24 protein-coding genes are annotated in these 20,782 nt (G+C 60.4%); 13 read left to right on the forward strand and 11 right to left on the reverse strand.

What is annotated here, in order from left to right:
* Positions 1–390 precede the first annotated feature (390 nt).
* A complete protein-coding gene (locus tag AC3WTM_RS04650) occupies positions 391–639 on the forward strand; it encodes a DUF6124 family protein (protein ID WP_007974480.1) in 249 nt (82 codons plus the stop codon).
* Positions 640–689: 50 nt separating this feature from the next.
* On the opposite strand, the gene gntR is transcribed toward AC3WTM_RS04650, so the two are convergent.
* Positions 690–1,721: an HTH-type transcriptional regulator GntR gene (gene gntR / locus AC3WTM_RS04655; RefSeq protein WP_057713572.1), complete on the reverse strand. Its 1,032-nt coding sequence runs from the start codon at positions 1,719–1,721 to the stop codon at positions 690–692.
* Positions 1,722–1,936: 215 nt separating this feature from the next.
* Between gntR and AC3WTM_RS04660 the strand changes: the two genes are divergently transcribed.
* Together AC3WTM_RS04660 and AC3WTM_RS04665 are read left to right on the forward strand one after the other, a co-directional pair.
* Positions 1,937–2,470, forward strand: a complete 534-nt coding sequence (locus AC3WTM_RS04660; protein ID WP_090457379.1) for a gluconokinase — start codon at positions 1,937–1,939, stop codon at positions 2,468–2,470.
* A gap of 81 nt (positions 2,471–2,551) precedes the next feature.
* Positions 2,552–3,904 carry a GntP family permease gene (locus tag AC3WTM_RS04665; protein WP_015096544.1) on the forward strand — a complete coding sequence of 451 codons (1,353 nt, stop codon included), beginning with the start codon at positions 2,552–2,554 and terminating at the stop codon, positions 3,902–3,904.
* Positions 3,905–4,000: 96 nt separating this feature from the next.
* Here AC3WTM_RS04665 and alaC read toward each other — a convergent pair whose 3' ends face one another.
* Positions 4,001–5,218, reverse strand: coding sequence for an alanine transaminase (alaC, locus tag AC3WTM_RS04670; protein ID WP_057713575.1), 1,218 nt, complete (start codon positions 5,216–5,218; stop codon positions 4,001–4,003).
* A gap of 139 nt (positions 5,219–5,357) precedes the next feature.
* On the opposite strand from alaC, the gene AC3WTM_RS04675 reads away from it, so the two are divergent.
* From AC3WTM_RS04675 to AC3WTM_RS04685, 3 genes are all read left to right on the forward strand, one after another.
* The gene (locus AC3WTM_RS04675; RefSeq protein WP_057713576.1) at positions 5,358–6,020 is read left to right on the forward strand and encodes a LysE family translocator; all 663 of its coding nucleotides are present in this window, start codon (positions 5,358–5,360) and stop codon (positions 6,018–6,020) included.
* A 66-nt stretch (positions 6,021–6,086) separates the two neighbouring features.
* On the forward strand, positions 6,087–6,572 hold the full coding sequence (locus AC3WTM_RS04680) for a GyrI-like domain-containing protein (RefSeq protein ID WP_102670309.1): 486 nt from the start codon (positions 6,087–6,089) through the stop codon (positions 6,570–6,572).
* A 97-nt stretch (positions 6,573–6,669) separates the two neighbouring features.
* Positions 6,670–7,158 carry a GNAT family N-acetyltransferase gene (locus AC3WTM_RS04685; RefSeq protein ID WP_102670308.1) on the forward strand — a complete coding sequence of 163 codons (489 nt, stop codon included), beginning with the start codon at positions 6,670–6,672 and terminating at the stop codon, positions 7,156–7,158.
* Between the two features lie 130 nt (positions 7,159–7,288).
* On the opposite strand, the gene AC3WTM_RS04690 is transcribed toward AC3WTM_RS04685, so the two are convergent.
* Entirely contained in the window at positions 7,289–7,774 is a 486-nt protein-coding gene (locus AC3WTM_RS04690; RefSeq protein ID WP_102670307.1) for a GNAT family N-acetyltransferase, read from the reverse strand.
* A gap of 141 nt (positions 7,775–7,915) precedes the next feature.
* On the opposite strand from AC3WTM_RS04690, the gene AC3WTM_RS04695 reads away from it, so the two are divergent.
* The 3 genes from AC3WTM_RS04695 (at position 7,916) to AC3WTM_RS04705 (ending at position 9,989) form a co-directional block, all read left to right on the forward strand.
* Positions 7,916–8,341: a YybH family protein gene (locus tag AC3WTM_RS04695; protein ID WP_095944534.1), complete on the forward strand. Its 426-nt coding sequence runs from the start codon at positions 7,916–7,918 to the stop codon at positions 8,339–8,341.
* A 66-nt stretch (positions 8,342–8,407) separates the two neighbouring features.
* Positions 8,408–8,752: a YciI family protein gene (locus tag AC3WTM_RS04700; RefSeq protein WP_102670306.1), complete on the forward strand. Its 345-nt coding sequence runs from the start codon at positions 8,408–8,410 to the stop codon at positions 8,750–8,752.
* 1 nt (position 8,753) lies between these two features.
* Complete coding sequence (locus AC3WTM_RS04705) at positions 8,754–9,989, forward strand: RNA polymerase sigma factor (RefSeq protein WP_102670305.1); 1,236 nt, start codon at positions 8,754–8,756, stop codon at positions 9,987–9,989.
* A 102-nt stretch (positions 9,990–10,091) separates the two neighbouring features.
* Here the strand turns inward: AC3WTM_RS04705 and AC3WTM_RS04710 are convergent, their stop codons facing one another.
* Complete coding sequence (locus tag AC3WTM_RS04710) at positions 10,092–10,946, reverse strand: LysR family transcriptional regulator (protein ID WP_057713582.1); 855 nt, start codon at positions 10,944–10,946, stop codon at positions 10,092–10,094.
* A 90-nt stretch (positions 10,947–11,036) separates the two neighbouring features.
* Here AC3WTM_RS04710 and AC3WTM_RS04715 point away from each other — a divergent pair, with 90 nt between their 5' ends.
* On the forward strand, positions 11,037–11,471 hold the full coding sequence (locus tag AC3WTM_RS04715; RefSeq protein ID WP_102670304.1) for a multidrug/biocide efflux PACE transporter: 435 nt from the start codon (positions 11,037–11,039) through the stop codon (positions 11,469–11,471).
* A gap of 124 nt (positions 11,472–11,595) precedes the next feature.
* Here the strand turns inward: AC3WTM_RS04715 and AC3WTM_RS04720 are convergent, their stop codons facing one another.
* The 3 genes from AC3WTM_RS04720 to AC3WTM_RS04730 all read right to left on the reverse strand — a co-directional run bounded on the left by AC3WTM_RS04720 (position 11,596) and on the right by AC3WTM_RS04730 (position 14,555).
* Positions 11,596–12,318, reverse strand: coding sequence for a TylF/MycF/NovP-related O-methyltransferase (locus AC3WTM_RS04720; protein WP_102670303.1), 723 nt, complete (start codon positions 12,316–12,318; stop codon positions 11,596–11,598).
* Positions 12,315–13,181: a hypothetical protein gene (locus tag AC3WTM_RS04725; RefSeq protein WP_090457369.1), complete on the reverse strand. Its 867-nt coding sequence runs from the start codon at positions 13,179–13,181 to the stop codon at positions 12,315–12,317. Before AC3WTM_RS04725 ends, AC3WTM_RS04720 begins: the two co-directional genes overlap by 4 nt.
* A 351-nt stretch (positions 13,182–13,532) precedes the next feature.
* Positions 13,533–14,555 carry a transporter gene (locus AC3WTM_RS04730; protein ID WP_090457368.1) on the reverse strand — a complete coding sequence of 341 codons (1,023 nt, stop codon included), beginning with the start codon at positions 14,553–14,555 and terminating at the stop codon, positions 13,533–13,535.
* Between the two features lie 271 nt (positions 14,556–14,826).
* Here AC3WTM_RS04730 and AC3WTM_RS04735 point away from each other — a divergent pair, with 271 nt between their 5' ends.
* Positions 14,827–16,452, forward strand: coding sequence for a methyl-accepting chemotaxis protein (locus tag AC3WTM_RS04735; protein WP_102670302.1), 1,626 nt, complete (start codon positions 14,827–14,829; stop codon positions 16,450–16,452).
* A 60-nt stretch (positions 16,453–16,512) separates the two neighbouring features.
* Here the strand turns inward: AC3WTM_RS04735 and AC3WTM_RS04740 are convergent, their stop codons facing one another.
* Both AC3WTM_RS04740 and AC3WTM_RS04745 read right to left on the reverse strand, forming a co-directional pair.
* Complete coding sequence (locus AC3WTM_RS04740; protein WP_057713587.1) at positions 16,513–16,818, reverse strand: PepSY domain-containing protein; 306 nt, start codon at positions 16,816–16,818, stop codon at positions 16,513–16,515.
* A 128-nt stretch (positions 16,819–16,946) separates the two neighbouring features.
* Positions 16,947–18,071, reverse strand: a complete 1,125-nt coding sequence (locus tag AC3WTM_RS04745) for a glycerophosphodiester phosphodiesterase (RefSeq protein ID WP_102670301.1) — start codon at positions 18,069–18,071, stop codon at positions 16,947–16,949.
* A gap of 211 nt (positions 18,072–18,282) precedes the next feature.
* Between AC3WTM_RS04745 and AC3WTM_RS04750 the strand changes: the two genes are divergently transcribed.
* Positions 18,283–18,609: a DUF2025 family protein gene (locus AC3WTM_RS04750; RefSeq protein ID WP_102670370.1), complete on the forward strand. Its 327-nt coding sequence runs from the start codon at positions 18,283–18,285 to the stop codon at positions 18,607–18,609.
* A gap of 145 nt (positions 18,610–18,754) precedes the next feature.
* Here the strand turns inward: AC3WTM_RS04750 and AC3WTM_RS04755 are convergent, their stop codons facing one another.
* Together AC3WTM_RS04755 and AC3WTM_RS04760 are read right to left on the reverse strand one after the other, a co-directional pair.
* Entirely contained in the window at positions 18,755–19,078 is a 324-nt protein-coding gene (locus AC3WTM_RS04755; protein ID WP_102670300.1) for an antibiotic biosynthesis monooxygenase family protein, read from the reverse strand.
* On the reverse strand, positions 19,075–19,782 hold the full coding sequence (locus tag AC3WTM_RS04760) for a CTP synthase C-terminal region-related (seleno)protein (RefSeq protein ID WP_102670299.1): 708 nt from the start codon (positions 19,780–19,782) through the stop codon (positions 19,075–19,077). The genes AC3WTM_RS04755 and AC3WTM_RS04760 overlap by 4 nt, the downstream gene beginning before the upstream one ends.
* Positions 19,783–19,797: 15 nt before the next feature.
* Between AC3WTM_RS04760 and AC3WTM_RS04765 the strand changes: the two genes are divergently transcribed.
* Positions 19,798–20,739 (forward strand): LysR family transcriptional regulator, encoded by a 942-nt coding sequence (locus AC3WTM_RS04765; RefSeq protein ID WP_102670369.1) that lies wholly within the window; start codon positions 19,798–19,800, stop codon positions 20,737–20,739.
* The last annotated feature ends 43 nt before the right edge of the window (positions 20,740–20,782 follow it).

Below are 20,782 nucleotides of genomic sequence, written 5' to 3' on the forward strand. Positions count from 1 at the left end.
CGGCTGACATCAAGTCTGCAGGATCCGCAGGACCAGACGTAAACCTGTAGGAATGGCCTGTAGGCAAGGGGTTTCAGAGGATTTCCGCAGGCAGTGGTTTCTTGCGCAATTACCTACGACTACGCCAGAATCCGCCGACTTGTGCGCCTGGTATCCGGACTCTATCGTTCCGTGTCGCTGCAAATTCAGCGATCGGGTCTAGCAGCCTGGATACTTTAGACGCATGGCGTCCACCGTTCGTGATCGGTTCACGTTATGGCGGCTGTGTGTGGGAAGACCTTCGGGTCTACCGGGTTCTAGAGTCCTGGTCTGCTAGCCCACGCACGGCTGCCACCTTAACTTTCGTCTAGCAGCGAACTGTGGCAGCTCCATCACTCTAGGAGCATTGCCATGTTCAAACCCACGCCCAACCCCCCACGCAATCCAAGCCCCATGTTCTCCATCTCGCCTGGCATCAACAACGAAACGCTGTTGGCGCACGCCTGCGAATCACTGGCCTCGGCGAGTGTCATGACCAATGACTTTGCTACCTTTCTGGAAGGTAGCCAGCGCAACACGGCGCTGGCGATTGCGCAGATCATCATGCTGGCCGAGCTGGCGGTGAATCGGGTACTGGATAACCTTGACCCACAAGACTGAAAACACGCTTGAATGGTTGTTCCCACGTTCCGCGTGGGAACAACCAAGGCTCAGGTACTCTCCCGCACCTTCAACTCAAACCCCATGTCCTGCACCGGTTTGGCCACGGTATTGCCGGCCATCAGTGTCAGCATCTGCTCCGCCGCTCGGCGGCCGATGGCTTCGCGGGGGGTGTTGATGCTGCTCAGGCGCGGGACCATGTGTTCGGACATGGGCAAGTCGTTGAAGCCGAGGATCGCCACTTGTTCGGGGATCTTGATCCCGTTGCGCATGGCTTCAAGCAAGGCGCCCTGGGCCAGGTCGTCGTTGCCGAAGAAGATCGCATCGACATCCGGGTGACTGGCCAGCAGTTGCAGGAACAACTCGCCGCCGAGGCCGACGGAGGAGGAGCGGGGCGTCAGCACTTCCAGGTCCGGGTCATACCGACCGGCCTTTTGCAGCGCTTTGCGGAACCCTTCGCCGCGCAACAAGGTGCGCTGGTCCAGCTGCGCGCCGATGTAGGCCAGGCGCTTGCGGCCGCGAGACAGCAAGTGTTCGGCAGCTGTTTCGCCGGCCGCCAGTTGCGAAAAGCCAACGCAATTGAGCCCGGCGGCGCTGTCCAGTTCCATCATGTATACGCAAGGAATATTGCTGGCTTCGATCATCCGCCGCGAACTTTCGGTGCGGTCGAAACCCGTCAGCAATAAGCCGCGCGGTTGATAGGCCATGTAGTTGCGCAGCAGGTTTTCTTCTTCATCGCGCGAATAATGGAAGTTGCCGATCAGCACTTCGAAGCCCTTGGGGCGTAAAACCCGATGAATGGCTTCCAGGGTATCGATGAACAACAAGTTGGACAGTGAAGGCACCAGCACCACCACCGATTGGCTCTGGGCCGAGGCCAAGGCGCGGGCGGCAGGGTTGACCACATAGTTGAGCTCCAGCGCCGCTTTCTGCACCTTTTCCACAAGTTCAGTGGCCACGGTGCTGACGCCCCGCAAGGCACGGGAGGCGGTGATCGGGCTGACGCCGGCCAGTCGGGCAACTTCATTCAGGGTAGGGCGGCCAGTGGTGCGAGTATTTTTATCGTTCTTGGTTGTGTTCATCGACGGCTTGCCAAACAAAATTCAAGGCACTAAGGTAGCGCTGTCTCGATGCAGCTGCAAATGCGTGAGCGAGGGTTCGCCTGATCCTTGCTTTTTGGTGTTGGGACCTAACCTGCTGCAACCCATAAAATGACAAGAAAGGCGTCGGCAACTTCTGCTTTTGGTCTAGTGTCATAACTGGCAAAGGTAGCGCTGTCTGCGCGCTGAGGTGTTACATGAATCATCCCATCACCGCCCTGGTCATCATGGGCGTTGCCGGTTGCGGCAAGACGTGCGTCAGCGAGGCCCTGTGCCATTTGAGCGGCGCCACTGCCATTGAAGGCGACTCCTTTCACCCTGCCGCCAATATCGAAAAGATGAGCGCAGGGATTCCCCTGAACGATGAAGACCGTGCCGGCTGGCTCGACAGCCTGTGCGATGAACTGCGCCGTGTCGACGCCAAGGGCCAGCGCCCGGTGCTGACCTGTTCGGCTCTCAAGCACGTCTATCGCGAACGTCTGCGCAGTGCCTTGCCGGGCCTGGGCTTTGTGTTCCTTGAATTGACCCCCGAAGTCGCCGCCGACCGTGTCTCCCATCGGCCAGGCCACTTCATGCCGTCGACCCTGATCGACAGCCAGTTCGCGACCCTCGAATCGCCCGTCGGCGAGCCGTTGACCCTGGCGCTGGATGCTTCGACCTATAGCGTCGAGCAACTGGCGGCGCAGGCTCATGCCTGGTGGCAGGCGAACGGCTTGAAACAGGCGGTATGACTGTGCTCGCAAAGACAGCGCTGTCCTCACGACTTCTGATCAACCCGCTTTAATAACAACAACAACCAGGAGACACCCCTAATGTTTGGCATGTCCCACGAGACGTTCCTGCTGCTCGATGCAGTGGTCACGGTGATCGGGCTTATCGTCCTGATCACCAAGTTCAAGTTGCACCCATTCCTCGCACTGATCATCGCCGCAGCCTTCCTCGGGCTGACCTCCGGCATGCCGATCGGCACCATCATCAAGGCGTTCCAGGACGGCTTCGGTGGCGTGCTTGGTTTCGTCGGCATCATCCTGGCGCTTGGCACCATGCTCGGCAAAATGATGGCCGAATCAGGCGGTGCGGATCAGATTGCGCAAACGTTGATCCGCGCCTTCGGCAAGGACAAGGTGCAGTGGGCGATGATGTTCGCCGCGTTCCTGGTCGGCATTCCGCTGTTCTTCGAAATCGGCTTCGTGCTGCTGATTCCGCTGGTGTTCATCGTGGCCCGTCGCACCGGCGTGTCGATCATCAAGATCGGTATCCCGCTGCTGGCCGGTCTGTCCGCCGTACACGGCCTGGTGCCGCCGCACCCGGGTCCGCTGCTGGCCATCGGCGTGTTCGGTGCCGACATCGGCAAGACCATTCTGTACGGCCTGATCGTTGCGTTGCCAACCGCCATCATCGCTGGCCCGATCTTCGGTACGTTCATTGCCAAGCACATTCCCGGTCATCCGAACCAGGAGCTCGTGGATCAACTGGCGCGGGAATCGGATTCGGCCGATCTGCCGAGCTTCGGCATCACGCTGGTGACCGTGCTGCTGCCGGTGTTCCTGATGCTGCTCAAGACGTTTGCCGACGTGGTGCTGCCCGATGGCAACATCTTCCGCGCCTTCATGGACCTGATCGGTCACCCGATTTCGGCGTTGCTGCTGGCGCTGCTGCTGTCGCTGTATACCTTCGGCTACAAGCAGGGCATCGGTTCCAGCCAAATGATGAAATGGCTGGATGCCAGCCTCGCGCCGACCGCCGCGATCATCCTGATCATCGGTGCCGGTGGTGGCTTCAAGCAGATGCTGGTGACCAGCGGCGTGGGTGACGTGATCGGCCACATGGCGGTGAACGCACAGATCTCGCCGATCCTGCTGGCCTGGCTGGTGGCGGCGGTGATTCGTATCGCGACCGGTTCAGCGACCGTGGCGACCATCACTGGCGCCGGCATCGTGGTGCCGGTGGTGGGGATGATTCCGGGTGTGAACCGTGAGCTGCTGGTGCTGGCCACCGGTGCAGGGTCCCTGATCCTGTCCCACGTCAACGACGCCGGTTTCTGGTTGGTGAAGCAGTACTTCAACATGACCGTGGCCGAAACCTTCAAGACCTGGACCGCGATGGAAACCATCCTCTCCGTGGTTGGCCTGGGCTTTATCCTGTTGTTGTCGCTGTTCGTTTAAGCGATTCGACAGACACAAAAAAACCGCAGCGATGCGGTTTTTTTGTGGGTGATCGATTTGTAGGAGCGAGCTTGCTCGCTCCTACAGGATTTTGTGTCAGGCGTTGGTTTTCGGTGCCAACCCATCCGCCCTGAACATCCCGCGAATCCCGCGTACGGCCTGACGAATCCGGTCCTGGTTTTCGATCAGGGCAAAGCGCACGTGATCATCACCGTACTCGCCAAACCCGACGCCCGGTGAGACACACACCTTGGCTTCGGCCAGCAGTTTCTTGGCGAATTCCAGCGAGCCCAGGTGCGCATAGGCCTCGGGAATCTTCGCCCAGACATACATCGACGCTTTCGGGTTTTCGACCATCCAGCCCAGCTCATGCAGGCCTTTGACCAGTACGTTGCGCCGCTGCCGATACTGCTCGGCGATGTCGCGCACGCATTGCTGATCGCCTTCCAGCGCAGCGATGGCCGCCACTTGCAGCGGAGTGAAAGTGCCGTAGTCGTGGTAGCTCTTGATCCGCGCCAGGGCATTGACCAGTTCCGGGTTGCCGACCATGAAGCCAATGCGCCAGCCGGCCATGTTGTAGCTCTTGGACAGGGTGAAAAACTCCACCGCAATGTCCTTGGCCCCGGGCACTTGCATGATCGACGGGGCTTTCCAGCCGTCGTAGACGATGTCGGCGTAGGCCAGGTCGTGTACCACAAGCACGTCGTACTGCTTGGCGAGGGCGATCACCCGTTCGAAGAAATCCAGCTCCACGCACTGGGCGGTCGGGTTGGACGGGAAACCGAGGATCATCATCTTCGGCTTCGGGATCGAACCGCGAATGGCTCGCTCCAGTTCAGCGAAGAAATCCACACCCGGCACCAGCGGAACCGACCGCACCTGGGCGCCGGCAATCACGGCACCGTAGATGTGGATCGGGTAGCTCGGGTTCGGTACCAGCACGGTGTCGCCCTGGTCCAGGGTGGCCAGCATCAGGTGCGCCAGACCTTCCTTGGAACCGATGGTGACAATGGCCTCGCTTTCCGGGTCGATGTCGACCTCGTAGCGGTCCTTGTACCAGTTGGAAATCGCCCGGCGCAGGCGCGGAATGCCCTTGGACGTCGAGTAGCCGTGGGTGTCTTCGCGCTGGGCCACCGTGACGAGCTTTTCGACGATGTGCGGCGGCGTGGCGCCGTCGGGGTTGCCCATGCTCAAGTCGATGATGTCTTCGCCACGACGACGGGCGGCCATCTTCAGCTCGGCAGTGATGTTGAAAACGTAAGGGGGGAGTCGATCTATGCGCGCAAAGCGGCGCGGCGAACCTTGTTCGGCCATTGTTGCCTCGGATAACGTAAGCGCCCGGAACCGTCCGAGCGACGCTGGTCACTGCGGTGACCTGTGGCGGAATGTAAGGGCAGCTGTGGCAGACTGTCCAGCCTCAATGTAAACAAATTTTTCCGAAGGATAGGGTTCGATGGAATTTACCAGCGGCTTCTTGCTGAGCCTCTCGCTGTGCCTGGATATCGGCGTGGCCAACATCGCAATGATCACCCTGGCCATGCAGCGCGGTTACTTCCAGGGCTTTGCGCTGGGGCTGGGAACCTGTGTCGGCGACCTGATCTACGCGGTGCTGGCGCTGGCCGGGATGACCGTGTTGCTGCAGTACGAAACCGTGCGCTGGGTGTTGTGGATCGGTGGCTCGGCGCTGCTGGTGTACTTCGCAGCGAAGATGATCTATTCGGCGATTCACCACGAAGCGGTGCTGGCGCAATCGGCCGAGGTGGGGCACAACTCCCATCGCAAGGAGTTCTTTCGCGGGATCTTCCTGGCCATGTCGTCGCCCAGCGCGATTCTCTGGTTCGCTGCGGTGGGTGGCACGCTGATCGCCCGTTCCGGCGGCGGTGGCGCCCTCAGTTCGGCGTTGTTTCTCGGCGGTTTTCTCTGCGCAGGGATTCTCTGGTGTGTCGGGCTGTGCTTTGCTGCGAGCCACGGCGGCAAGTTGCTCGGCGACAAGTTACTGCGTTACTCCTACATGGCATCGGCAGCGATCTTCTGCTATTTCGCGGTCTACGTGATCCTATCGGGTTACAACGAGTTTGTCGGTTCAGGCGCCGTCGAGCAATTGCACGCCCTGTAATTGGGCGAATCGGGTTTGGCTTCTATACTCCCAGCCGAACCCACTTTTTGCTCCAGGAGTTGAGCCATGGATGAGCAAACACGCGTCGAACTGGCGGAGCCACGCTTCGAACACGGACACTTCCTGCTGATCGCAGGGCTAGGCGGACGATTTACCCAGCAGGCCACGCAAGGCATTCCCGAACTCTGGGAGAAACTCATCCCGCATCTGGGCCATATTCCGGGCCAAAAAGGCGAAGTCACCTACGGCGTCTGCTGCAATTTCGATGGCAAGGGCGGCTTCGATTACATCGCTGGCGTCGAGATCAGCAAACTCGACGACTTGCCGGAAACCTATCGCTGGGTGGAAGTTCAGCCGCAGCAGTACGTGGTGTTCGAACACAAGGGACCGCTGGACACCTTGCCGCAAACCTTTCAGTACATTCATGGCACGTGGCTGCCGCAGTCCGGCCACGAGCTGTTGGCGGCCCCGGAGTTCGAGCGCTACAGCGAAGACTTCAACCCAAAGCTCAACACCGGCAAGCTGGAAATCTGGCTGCCGATCAAGGCATGACACCTGCGCGAGAGGCGGATCAGCCGATTCGTCTCTCGATGTCCCACGGCGGCTGATTTATGATCCCCAGCCTTTCCCACGCTGATCCCGAGCTGCCATGAACACCGTCATCCGCAACGTCACCCCCGCCGATCTGGACCGCTGCTTTGCCATCGAAACCCTTGCCTACGAAGGTGACGAAGCCGCGACCCGCGAGAAAATCGCCACCCGCATCGCCACTTGGCCCGAGGGTTTTATCGTCGCTGAAGTGGACGGAGTCGTCGCCGGTTTCATCAATTCCGGGGCGGCGTTCCAAGTGGAAATGTCGGACGAGGCGTTCAAGGAACTGATCGGCCACGACCCGGCCGGGCCGCACGTGGTGATCATGTCGGTGGTGGTGCATCCGGATTATCAGGGGCAAGGCCTGGCCAAACTGCTGATGGGCGAGTTCATCGAGCGCATGCGTGGGATGGGCAAGGTCACCATCAACTTGATGTGCAAGGAGCGGCATATTCCGTTGTATGCCGGGTTCGGTTTTGCTTACGTCAAACCCTCGGCCTCCGACCATGGCGGCATGGCGTGGCATGAGATGGTGCTTGAACTCTGATCCGACGTAGATCCCCTGTGGGAGCGAGCTTGCTCGCGAAGGTGTGTCAGCATAAGTGGTGTCGACTGATACTCCATCGCGAGCAGGGGGCAGTGTTGTGTCAGTAATGCCTGTAAAAACTAACGCGCAGTCAAAATACCAACCCCATTCGTCGCTCATAGCCGATACGGCCCTTGTACGCCTCGCCGCTGTCGACAAAGCCATACCTGGCGTACAGGGCGATGGCCGCCTCGTTGTCGGCATCCACCGACAGTTCCAGCCCCTTGATTTCCGGCCAGGCCAGGCGCGCCGCCTCGGGTAGCGCCTGCAGGCAGGCCTTGCCGTAGCCTTTGCCCTGAGCGCGTTGATCGACTTGCAGTGCATGCAGCGTGGCGCTGTGCTCATCGGCCCAGGCCGGCAACACCGGCGGGCGCTTGAGCAGCAGGAACGCGACGGGCACACCTTCGGCCAGCAGGGCGAAGCCCTTGACGCCGGGGCCGGGCTTGGACAACAGCGTGTGCAAGGCGCCGTGGATGTCACCCGAGAATCTGATCTGTTCCGAATGCACTTCAATGGCCTCGACCTGTTGGCGCTGCAGCGTGTTCAGGCTTTCATAAGGCACGAGTCGGGCTGTCACGGGAGTGTCCTTTTTCCATCACAAATGAGCCTCGGATTCTAGCGAGTTTGCTTTCCCGGATTATTTTTATTTCACTTGTCGATTCACCGGATCGCCGGACGACTAAGGGTGTCTTCACTATAAAAACCACGGAGAACCACCATGAACTCGCAAACCCAGATCCAGAACCTCATCGAGAACTATCGTCAGGCGGTCATGGCCAAGGACATTGAAAAAGTCATGGCCCTGTATGCCGATGACATCGTCTCCTTCGACGCGGTCAAGGCCCTGCAATTCAAAGGCAAGCCGGCGTATCGCGCGCATTGGCAGGCCTGCATGGAAATGTGCCCCGGCCCGCACATCTTCGAATTCCACGAAATCACCATCGAGCCGTCCCAGGAAATTGCGTTCGCTCACTGGCTGGCAAATTGCGGTGGCACCAATGACAAGGGCGAAACCCAGTCCTGCTGGATGCGCGTCACCGCCTGCTATCGGCAAGAAGCCGGGCTGTGGCAGATCGTCCACGAACATTGGTCGGCGCCATTCGACATGACCAGCGGCGCGACACTGTTTGACCTCAAGCCCTGATCGTCGGGAAGCCGAGCCAGAATGCCAATCAGCGGCCATAGTTGATCGTTCGATAAGGAGAGCGTGATGAAGTATTTATGCCTGGTCTACAGCGATGAGCAGCTGCTGCATTCGCTGCCGGAAAGCCCGAAGGACGAAGAGTGCATGGCCTATGCCGAGTCGATCCAGGGCAGTGGCCGGATGGTCGCCGCCGAGGCGCTGGAGTCGGTACAGACCGCCACCACGGTGCGCATGCGCAACGGCAAGATGTCGATCACCGACGGGCCATTCGCTGAAACCAAGGAGCAGTTGGCCGGTTTTTATCTGATTGATGCCAAGGACCTAAACGAAGCCATCCAGGTCGCCGGGAACATTCCGGCGGCCCGGGTCGGCAGTGTCGAAGTGCGCCCCGTTCGGCAGTTGAATCCTTAAGATGCCGGGGCTGCCGGTTCAGGCGCAGGTCGAGCGGGTTTATCGCGAAGAGTCGCGGCGGATTCTTGCGACCCTGATTCGCTTGCTGGGTGATTTCGACCTCGCCGAAGAGGCCTTGCACGAGGCGTTTTTCATCGCGGTCGAACGCTGGCAGCGTGACGGCGTGCCGGACAATCCGCGGGCCTGGCTGGTGTCCACCGGGCGCTTCAAGGCCATCGATGCTCTGCGCCGGCGCGCACGCTTTGCCGCGTCGCAGCCCTTGCTGGTCGCGCAACTGGAGGAACTGGAGCAGGCCGACTGGAGTGATGAAGACGTGGAAGACGATCGCCTGCGGCTGATCTTCACTTGCTGCCACCCGGCCCTGGCGGCAGACGCGCAAGTGCCGCTGACGCTGCGGGAAGTCTGCGACCTGACCACGGAAGAAATCGCCCGGGCCTTTCTCTCGGCCCCGGCTACCATCGCCCAGCGCATCGTGCGCGCCAAGGCGAAGATCCGCGATGCGAAAATCCCTTATCAAGTGCCGACACTCGCTGAGCTACCCGAGCGCCTGGACAGTGTATTGCGGGTGATTTACCTGGTGTTCAACGAGGGCTACTCGGCGTCCATCGGGGCAGAACTGATTCGTGAGGATTTGACCCGCGAAGCGATCCGACTCGGGCGGTTGCTGGTGGAGCTGCTGCCGGAACCGGAGGTAATGGGCTTGCTGGCGTTGATGCTGCTGCACGAGTCGCGCCGCCCGGCCAGGACCTCCGCGAGCGGCGAGTTGATTGTGCTGGACGAACAGGACCGTTCGCTGTGGGACGCCGGGTTGATCAGCGAAGGCTGCGCGCTGGTCGAGCGGGCGCTGACCATGGGACGATTCGGACCTTATTGCCTGCAAGCGGCGATCGCGGCGGTGCATGCCGAAGCCCCGACGGCGGTAGAAACCGATTGGCCGCAGATTGTCGGTCTGTATGACGTCCTGCTGCGGGCGGTGCCGTCGCCGGTGATCGAGTTGAATCGTGCGGCGGCGATTTCGCAACGCGATGGTCCACTGGCGGGGCTGACGCTGGTCGACGCCATTCTGGAGCGGGGAGAACTGCTCGATTACCACTTGGCGTATTCGGCGCGGGCTCAATTCTGTTGGCAACTGGGCCGCAAGCAAGAGGCGCGGGCAGCGTGGGAGAGGGCGCTGGCGTTGACCCGGCAAGAGCCGGAGCGGCGGTTTATCGAAGGGCGGCTCAAGGCGTTGGATTGATGTGGCCGTTCTGGCCTCATCGTCGGATCGCCGCCCGGAGCAAGCTCGCTCCCACAATGACCTGTAGGAGCGAGCTTGCTCGCGATAAGGGCCGGAGGACCTTCACTCCAGCATCTTGCCCAGCAACCAGCTCCCCGCCGGCCCCGGCGGATTCAGCCGCGACCACAACGCATCCACCGACACCGTTTTCGGCCAGCCGCGCACCACCAGTTCCTGCAACGTACCAGGCCCGAATCGCTCGACCAGCCAGCGGGGCAACGGCGCCCAGCCGAATCCGCCCTGGGCCATTTCCAGCAGCATCAGGTAACTTGGCGCCGACCAGACGCGGCCCTTCGCCCGGCTTTCATAGGGATTGATGATGGTGGCCAGACGCAGTTCGCGGTGTTGCTGCAGTACGTCCCGGTCGATGTGGTCCAACGTCGCCAAAGGATGTGTCGGGGACACGAACAAGGCGATTTCCGTGCGCTCGTCCACCGTCGAACTGACCAGGTCCGGCGGGTAGCTGTCCTGCATTTCGGCGAAGGCAATCTGCGCCCGGCCGCTTTGCACCAGGGACATCAGGTCGTCGCATTCGGCGATCAGGCACTCGAGCTCCAGGTCCGGGTAACGCTGCTCGAAGGCACTGAGGGCGGCTTCGAAGCGGTCCGACTGATAGGTATCGGACAGCGCCACCGTCAGCTTCGCTTCCACCCCTTGGGACAGTTGGCTGGCGGCTATTTCCAGGCGGCTGGTGGCGGCCAGGATGTCTTCGGCCCGTTGCAGCATGACGTGTCCGGCCGGGGTCAGGCCGGGCTTGCGGCTGCTGCGGTCGAACAGCGTCAGGTTCAGGTCGATTTCCAGGCTGGCCACCGCCGCACTGATGGTCGACTGACTGCGGCCCAATTTGCGCGCCGCGGCGGAAAACGAGCCTTGGGTCGCTGCTTCGACAAACGCCAGCAACACTTCGTGAGAAGCCATGAACTATCGCCTTGATCGATGGTTATTGGTTATGAAGTATCGGTGTAGTGATGGATCATGGCAACCACAGTCACCCAAGGGAGTTCGGCCATGAGTGCCAACAAATCCATTACTGAACGTATTTTTCAAGCCATCGGCTTCGAACTGCTGGCCATCCTGATCTGTACCCCATTGCTGGCCTGGATCATGAAGAAACCGATGCTGGAAATGGGCATGGTCACCATCCTCATCGCCGGCCTGGCCCTGGCCTGGAACGTGGTCTTCAATGGTATGTTCGATCGGCTGCTCAAGCGCCTCGCCATCGCACACAACGCCTGGGTTCGCATGGTGCATGCGTTGTTGTTCGAAGGCGGACTGGTCGCCCTCGGCGTGCCGCTGATCGCCTGGTGGCTGAATGTCAGCCTGTGGCAGGCGTTCGTGCTGGATATCGGTGTGTTGCTGTTCTTCCTGCCGTACACCTACGTCTACCACTGGGTATATGACGTAGTTCGGGAGCGGATGCTGGTGACTCGTGAGGTTTGCTGAGTCGTGTTTGAACCGGTTTTTATGGGAACGAGCTTGCTCGCGATGGCGGCGTGTCAGTCAACGTCATTGCTGAATGTCAGACCGCTTTCGCGAGCAGCCTCGCTCCCACAGGTTTTGCACCAGGTCAAACGTGGAAGTAACCCACGCACGAATCGAACGGCAGGCGCTTGAGTTCGATCTTGTTCAGGTCGAGCACTTCACGCAAGGCCTTGGTTTCGCCCGGGAAGTTGCGGTAGGCGACTTCGTCGAGCACCACGATCGCGCCTTTGGGCATGTACGGCAGGAAGGTTTCCAGCGCGACTTTGGTCGACTCATACAGGTCGGTGTCGAGGATCAGCATGGCCACGACCAGGTCCGGACGGGTCTTGACCCACTCCGGTACGGTCTTGACGATGTCGCCCTTGACCAGTTCGCAGCGCGGAATGCGGTTGACCGGGCGCAACAGGTCGTTGGCGTCGATCATGTCCTGTATCAGCGACTGGTCGGTGTCGGCGAACATGGTTTCGTTGACGTCGGCCGGGTCTTCTTTCTTGTCGATGCTCTGGAAGCCTTCGAAGGTGTCGAAACCCACGATCGAGCGGTTGATCGCATACGGTTCGAGAATCATCGACAAGTGCATGTAGAGCATCAACGAGTTGCCCTTGTACACGCCGCACTCAATGATGGCGCCCGGCACTTGCGCGACCTTCTTGAACAGCTCCATGCGCGACAACGCGGCAGTCACGCCAATGCGGTTGGCGAAGACGAACGGAGCGTCGGCCACGTATTCGGCATCGACCCGTTTCAGGACGTTGGTACGGGTTTCGTTGTACTGGGCCTCGGCGGGCGTGATGCGACGCTTGGTCATTGCGGGATTCCTCGGAAATTCGAAAAGTCGTGGACGTGGAAGTAGTCTTTGAAGCCGGCGCCGACATCCGGGCAGGCGCTGTCGACGTTAATCGCGCCGCGCTGGTGCTTGAGGTCGTCGAGGTGCATCAGGCGAAAGTCCACGCTGAAGCGGGTTTGTTGCGTGTAATTGGGAACGGTGCCGTGCAGGTGCGAACCCGAGAACACCAGCATCTCGGCGGTGTTGCCGGCGATGCGCAGTTCAGAAGCGCTGTTGATCGCTTCGGTGGGCACCGGGTGCTGGCGCGCCTCTTCCTTGACGTTGTCCTTGGCGCGCTGGCGTTGCACGCCGATCCAGTCGGACAGGCTCCACTGCGCCGAGGTGTTTTTCACCGGGGCGTCGAAGTAGGCCGGGTTGATCATCATGGTCTGGTCAGGCTGGATCGTGTAGACCGGCATCCAGGTATTGATCTGGCAGTCGACACCGCCGTACCAGGTATCGCGATGGGGTTTGTAGGCGTAGCTGACGCCAGCGTGCAGGTAGTCGTAGTTGGGTACGACACGGATGCGCGGGACGTCGAAAATGAACTCCTCGGGAGCGGCACCGATTTCGTCGGTGAAGCTGCGGATCAGCTCCTTGGCACGCAGGCTGTTGGTGAACTGGCCCTTGAGCCGAGTCACCAGCACCACGAACTCTTCCACCGGCATCAGCGTGTGCAGCGCCTGATGGTTGGTCTCGCCATCGAAGGCCGCCGTGATGCTTTCCTGGGCAAAGGCACAGAGTTCTTTGGCGGCGCGTAACTGCGTGTTCAGGAAAATATCGCCCGCGTAAATGGCTTCTTTAAAGTCAGCTTTCTGTTGCAGCTGATTGATGTACAGATTCACGGTTCCTCTCCTGAATACATCGAGTGTCTTATGAGTCGGCACCACGCTGGCAAACTGAAGGGCTGCCGGACGAGTTGTGCGTCAATAAAGCGCAGCCCTTGAGTTCGCGAGCAAATGCCGTGCCGCTGGACGAAAAAATCCCGACGGGAAAACCCGCCGGGATGATGTGCTTCGAACTTGTACCCTGTGGGAGCGGGCTTATCGGAACGCCGCACCGCCCCGTTCGGCTGCAGAGCAGTCCTCAATCCTGCTAGTCCGGTTTGAATGACCGAGTGCTGGGGCGGCTGCGCCACCCGACGGGGGCAAGCCGCCTCGCCACAGTTGATCAGTGTGTCAGGTGAGGACGGGGACTCAATAATCCTGCTGCTTGCGAAACGCCCAGCGCCCCGCAATCACGGTAAAGGTCGCGACCAGCGCCACCAGGATCCAGAAACCCTGGGGGTCATCCGCCAGCGGAATGCCGCCGACGTTCATGCCGAAGAAACCGGCGATGATGTTGATCGGCAGCGCCAGCACCGTCACTACCGTCAAGGTGAACAGCGTGCGGTTGGTCTGTTCGTTGATGTTGGCGGCGATCTCTTCCTGCAACAGCTTGATCCGCTCACCCAGCGCCGTGAGGTCGTTGATGATCAGCGCGAACTCCTCGGTGGATTTGCGCAGCTCCTTTACGTCTTCCTTTTGCAGCCATTGCGGCGGCCGGTTGAGCAGGCGCAGCAATGAGCCCGGTTCCAGCGCCAGCAGCCGTTGCAAACGCACCAGCACCCGGCGATTGGCGCCCAGTTCAGCGCGGTTGGTCGACAGCCGCGAGGACAGCAATTGGTCTTCGATCTGATCCACGCTCTGACTGGTCTTGCGCACGATCTGGGTCAGCACCTCACCCTGGTCTCGCAGCAAATGCACCAGCAGCTCCAACGGGGAGCGAAAGCACTCCCGGGCCTTCACCGACGAGCGCAATTTGTCCACCGAGTGCAGCGGTTGCAGGCGGGCGCTGATGATCAATTGGCTGCGGGCACACACCCACAGGGTCGAGACATCTGACGAGACCATGTTGCTGAGGTTGAACACCACATCGTTGACCACAGCCAACAACGCGGAGTCGACATGTTCGATGCGCGTCGAACGCGATCCTTCGTGCAGCGCTTCGAAAAATTCCTCGGGCAATTCCAGATGGCTTTTCATCCAGCGCTCGCACGCGGCGTGGGCGAGGTTCAGGTGCAGCCAGAGAAATTGCTCATCGCTTTGCGGCTGTTGCAGGTACTGCAGGGCCTCGGCGGAATTGATTTCCCGACCGGCCTCACCGGGGCGAAAGCTGAAACCGTAAAGCAGGCCGAACAGATCCGTGTCGCGATGGCTTTGATCGATGCTGTGGTTCATGAGGACTCGCAAGGGGAGGCGCCTGTCACATGTTTTACAGGTTCACTTGAGCGGCATCATCGCAAGCGGGAATGACGTTTTTGTGACAGGAAAACAACGCAAAAAATTGTTCTACCGGCGGTCTGGATTTTCTCAAGAACCGCTCTGTCTAGCCGATCACGCTTGGGTTAGGTTGCGCGCCGCCGGCCTGGGCCGGGACCGCAGACAGGGATGTCCGGACACTTTTCACGCCTTAACGGGCGTGCCCCATTCCTGTCATGAGTACCCTGCGATGCTTTTGCAAAAGTCCCTGAGAGCACAAATTCTCGCCCTGTTGAGCGGCAGCCTGCTGGCGATGCTGTTGATCGCCCTGGCGTGCTTTCACTTCCTGTCCAACGGTGTGCAGAACTACGCCAATCTGATCGAAGGCCCGCTGCACACCTCGCAATTGATCGATGAAGCCAACCTGCAATTCAAGGTGCAGGTGCAGGAATGGAAAAACGTCCTGCTGCGCGGCAAGCAACCGGCGGACCTGAGCAAATACTGGGGGCAATTCGAGGGGCGTCAGCGCGATGTGCAAAACATCCTTGGCGAACTGGCTGCGAAGAAGGGCATCGAGCCACAACTCAAGAGCCGCATCGAGCGCTTGCGAGATGAACATCGCCTGTTGGGCGCGGCCTATCAGAAGGGTCGGGACACGTTCGTGGCCGCCGGTGGTGACCCAGTGGCGGGCGACGCGGCGGTCAAGGGTGTGGACCGCGCAACCAGCGATCAGATGAGTGAACTGGTCAGCGAGTTGCGCAAGCAGGGCGCCGAGCAATCGACACTGATCAGCGCCAGTGCCGAGCGCACGGTGTTGCTGGGGCTGGTCGTGATGCTGGTTTCGGGGGTACTGATCGGCCTGCTGAGCCTGTGGCTGGTCAACCGCAACCTGGTCGAGCCGATCCGCAAACTGATCGAATACGTGGCGCAACTCAGCCAAGGGCGTATTGCCGAGCGCGTGGCCAGCACCCGTCAGGACGAGTTGGGCAAACTGGCGATCGCCGCCAACACCCTGCGCGATTTCCTCGCCGAAACCTTCAGCCGTTTGCAGCGCAGCGCGTCGGACCTGGACAGCGCCAGCGGTGAGTTGAACTCGATCGCCACCCTGATGGCCGGCGGCACCAACGAGCAGTTCAACCGCACCGATCAGGTGGCCACGGCGATGAACGAAATGTCCGCCACTGCACAAGAAGTGGCCCGCCATGCCGCCGAAGCGGCGCGGGCTGCAGACGATGCCGACCAGTCCGCCCAGCAGGGCGAAAAAGTCATGCAGGGCACCATCCACACCATCACCCAGATGCGCGGCGAAATCGCCAACACCGCCACGGTCATCCGCCAACTGGAAACCGACAGCGGACGCATCGGTAAGGTTCTGGAGGTGATTCGCGGGATCGCCGAACAGACCAACCTGCTGGCACTCAACGCAGCCATCGAAGCGGCCCGCGCCGGTGAGGCCGGACGCGGATTCGCTGTGGTGGCCGACGAAGTGCGAAGCCTGGCCCAGCGCACGGCGGCGTCGATCATCGAGATCAACCAGATCATCCAGACTGTGCAGACCGGTGCAATCGAAGCGGCCCAGGCGATTGAAAGCGGTCAGTCGCGCAGCGAACAGAGCGTGCAGCAAGTGACCGAGGCCGGCGCCATGCTCGAACGCATCACCTTGGCCGTGGAAGCCATCCGCGACATGAACCGCCAGATCGCCACTGCCGCCGAAGAGCAGACCTCGGTGGCCGAAGACATCTCGCGCAACCTCACCGAGATCACCAGCATCGCCAGCACCAACCTGGACAACGTGCAGCGCACTGAAGCGGCCAGTAGCAACCTGCACGGCTTGTCGGGACAGTTGAACGAGGTGACGGCGCGCCTGAGCGCTTGAATCCCGAAAACGCAAAAGCCGCACGATGTTCCCATCGTGCGGCTTTTGTTTGTTTGGGGATTACGTGTCCTGTTTGTTTTCCAGGACCTTGCCGTTGGAGGCATCGATGTCCACATCCCACTCGACGTTCTTGGCGTCACGCAGTTCAACTTCGTACTCGTAACCGTTGAAGTGGTTGTCCAGCTCGGTCTTGGTAATCGTTGCACCCGGATGTAGATCCAGCGCGATCTTGTTCAAGTCTTCCAGTGGCTTGATCTTGCCATCCTTGACCAGTTGCGGGATCTGATCGACTCGCACATCGGCCTGGGCCAGGCCGGCGGTGAGGGTCAGGGCTGCAGCGGTAAACAATGCAGTCAGGGTCTTCATGGGCTTCTTTCCTTGGGTGATCTGTTTAAGTGAGATCAGGTTAACCTGTGTAACTTAATCCACCCTTAAATCCCTCAACGTGTCCTGCATCAATCCCTGTGGGAATGTGTGTTCGCCGCAATTCTGGATCAATACCCGTTGTTCTGTAGCGCCTGCGCAACACTCGCCGCCGGGCGTTTATAGAACTTCAACAACTCACTGGCGCGATTGGTGAAAATGCCGTCGACTCCCGCGTCCATGACTTTCTGGTAGTCCACCGCATCGTCGATGGTGTAGACGTGCACCAGCAGGCCCTGGTCATGGGTGTACTGGTTCATCCAGGGTTGCACCAGATCCGAGTAACTCTGGTCGCCACCCTGGGTCAGTGCGGCGGACGGGCCGGTGCCGATGGCGCCCTGGGCCTTGGCGTAGTCGACCCAGTGCTGGAATTCGGCTTTGTCCTTCGGTTGCTGTTTGGCGTAGTAAGCGGCTTTGTCCTTTTCGCCGGACTCGGCAAATGTCACCTTGGACTTGGGCTCGATACTGCCTTCACCGACCCACAGCAGCAGGATCTTCGGCACCGTCGGCATCTCTTTTTGCAGCAGTTCGAGGCTGCTCTTCTCGAAAGTCTGCAGGACCACCTTGCCTTTGCCTTGGCCGACCGCCAGCTCGTTTTTTGCCGGTTTCGAAGCAGTCGCGCTCAGCCAGCCCCGGTCCTGAAGTTTTTCCTTGAGGTCGCGCTCGATGCCGGGGAACTGCTTGGGCTCCTTGGTCTCGATGTACAGGCCGGGCTTGTGCAGGCTGTTGCCCTCGGCGATGTCGATGATTTCATCAAGGGTCAGAATTTTCAGGCCCGCGAAGGCGGGACGTGCGCGATCCGGGTACGCCGTATTGAACCAGCTGCCCGCGTCCAGGGTTTTCAGTTCGGCCATGGTGAACGCATTGGCGGGGCTGTCCTTGCGCTCGGGGAATTTGCTGGCGACGTCGGTGGTGCGTTGCAGGTTGTTGTCGTGCAGGGCAAACAGCACGCCATCCTTGCTGCGCTGCAGATCCAGTTCCAGGTAGTCGGCGCCCAGATCGCGGGCAGTCTTGTAGGCGGCGGCGGTGGATTCCGGCGCATCGAATGATGCGCCACGGTGGGCGATCACCGCTGGATGCGGAATGTCCAAGCGGGTCGCCAGTGCCGCGGGACCGGGTTCGCTGGCGGCCTGTGCATGGCCGAGGGCGAGCAACAGGCTCAATAACAGGGCGCTTTTAGTAAAGGTTGCGGGCATGGTCGAGATCCTTTCGCAATAAATGAGCGGTCCCTTTTAACAATTCATCGTTGCAGGCGCTATCGCCAGACCGACATAAACCTGTCGAAAGCTGATTTTCGTCAGCGCTTTTGTGCGCCCGTTTGCAGTACGCTGGGGCCCTGCAATTTCCCCGGCAGAGGGAAACGCAGGCCCTGCGTGTAAACCAATGATCAACATTGCGGGGTTTACCATGCGCATCACTTCCCAGCTCATCTGCCAGGCTGCCGACCAACTCAAAGGCTTCGTCGGCCTCAACCGCAAGACCGGGCACTACATCGTGCGCTTCAGCGAAGACTCGTTTGGCATGGACGTGGCGGACGACGGCATCATCCCTGTCAGCGAATTCGTCTGGGTCGCGGGGCCCGGGCAGGTCATGACGCTCAAGCGTGAATTGATCCAGCTGCTGCTGGACCAGAACATCGATGACCGGATCAACATCACCGAGCCGTTGCGGGTGTATATGAACCGGCGGGAAGTGCCGGAGATTTCGGCGGTTCGCAGTCTGGTTCAGGGGTGAGTTTTTGCGGTGAATTGACGGGCCCCATCGCGAGCAAGCTCGCTCCCACAGTAGATCTTTGTCGCGCACAAATGTTGTGACCGACCGGGATCAAAATGTGGGAGCGAGCTTGCTCGCGATGGCGGCCTGAAGAACTCTAAATCAGTTACTGATTGAATCCGTAAGCCCGCTCAACCCTGCACACCCGCGTATGACACCGCGCATACCAGGTCGAGCGCCCACGCTCGCGAATGGCCGCATGCTCAGGATGATGCTTCCACGCCAGGACGGCCGCCTCACTGGCCCAGTACGACACCGTAATCCCAAGCCCATCCTCGCCCCGTGCCGATTCCACGCTGAGAAACCCCGGCTGTTCGCGGGCCAGTTCCAGCATCCGTGCGGCTGCTTCGGCGTAACCCTGGTCACCCTCGGTGCGCAGTGAAGTGAAGATCACCGCGTAATAAGGCGCAGCTGGCGTATCGGCGATCATGACGAGCGCCCCGCACAGGCTTCGACAAAGGCGCCAACCAACGGCGGCAATACGCCCTTGAGCGCCGCCCGCTCGGGCTGGAACAAGGTCGCGACAAAGAACGGATGACCGCTGAGTTCGACCGCCCGCAGTCCGTGTTCCGAATCGTGGCCGACGGCATGTAGTTCGCGCTTGAGCAACTCTCCCTCGAACTGCGGATTCACACCAAAACGACAGCGATAGCCTTCACGAATCTCGGTGTTTTCGTACGCCTTGGCGAGCAACGAACCCTCAAGCAAATCAATCGTATCGACCGCTTCCACCAGCGCACACGACAGTGGCGTCAGCAGCGCCCGCGCGGCATCGGGATTTGTCTCGCCGTGTTCGGCATCCGACCAGCCCAGCACGTTGCGCGCATATTCCAGCACCGCGTGTTGAAAACCACCGCAGGTACCGAGGAAAGGTCGACGCTGTTCGCGGGCAAAACGAATCGCCAGCAATGCACCGTCCATGCTCCGGTAAGGACTGGCCGGCACACACCAGACCCCGTCGAATCTGTGCAGCGGTGTCTCGACCTGGATTTCATCGGTGGCCAGCCATTGCCATTGCACGTTCAGGCCACGGTGTTCAGCGGCCATTTCGAGGGCGACGGGAATGGCCTGGTGGGCGGTGACTTGCGGGTCGTAGTCGCCGATCAGGGCGATGCGAATCGGGCGGGTTTCCATGTGGGGCCTCTGCACTTGTTGATTCCTGGCGCCCACTATAGATTGGCGCTCACGCACTTAATATTGGCGTTTTCCCAAGTGATCAATGCAGTAACGCACTATCGGCTGGACTACCCGGACCTGGCCCTGATCCTCGCGCTGGTACGCGGCGGCTCTCTGGCTCGGGCTGCACAGCTGTTGAAGGTGGATGTCTCGACGGTGTTTCGAGCGGTTCGCCGGCTGGAGGCTGCACTGGGTCAGCAACTCTTCGAAAAGAGCCGCGCCGGTTACTTGGCCTCCACCCTTGCGCAGTCCCTGGCGGAACAGGCCGAGCGCGCTGAACAGGCTCTGGAGGCGGCGCGCATTGGTGTGGAGCAGGGTGGAGAAGTGATCAGCGGCATCGTGCGCCTGACCTGTACCGATTCGGTCCTGCAAGGTTTGCTGTTGCCAGCGCTGGCGCAGTTCATGCCGAACTATCCGGCGCTGACCCTCGAGCTCAGCACGTCCAATGATTTTGCCAACCTCAGCCGTCGGGATGCCGATATCGCCCTGCGCCTGACCCGCACGCCACCGGAGCATCTGGTGGGACGCCGGCTGGCGGATATTTCCTATCGCGTGTGCGCCAGTGAGCGATACCTGCAATCGGTCAATACCGCTGACCTGGCCTCATTGACCTGGATAGCCCCGGATGACTTCCTGCCTGATCACCCGACCGTTACCTGGCGTCGCCAAGCCTTGCCGGGGGTAACGCCTGGCTATCGCTGCAACAGCATGCTGTCGGTGACCGAGTTGGTCAGGGCCGGCCTGGGTGTAGCGGCGTTGCCGGACTTTTTGATCGGCGACGGATTACAGCCGCTGAGCGAACCACTGCACGGATACGACACCGCGCTGTGGCTGCTGACCCGTCCCGACTGCCGCGCCTTGCGCTCAGTGGTCACCTTGTTCGATGAGTTGGGGCGGGCGCTGAAACTGCCGTGAAGCCGTTCAGCGCCAGTTTCATTCTGAAACAAATGTGCCCTTC

It is taken from the genome of Pseudomonas sp. EU05-FHT14B02 (assembly GCF_058791055.1).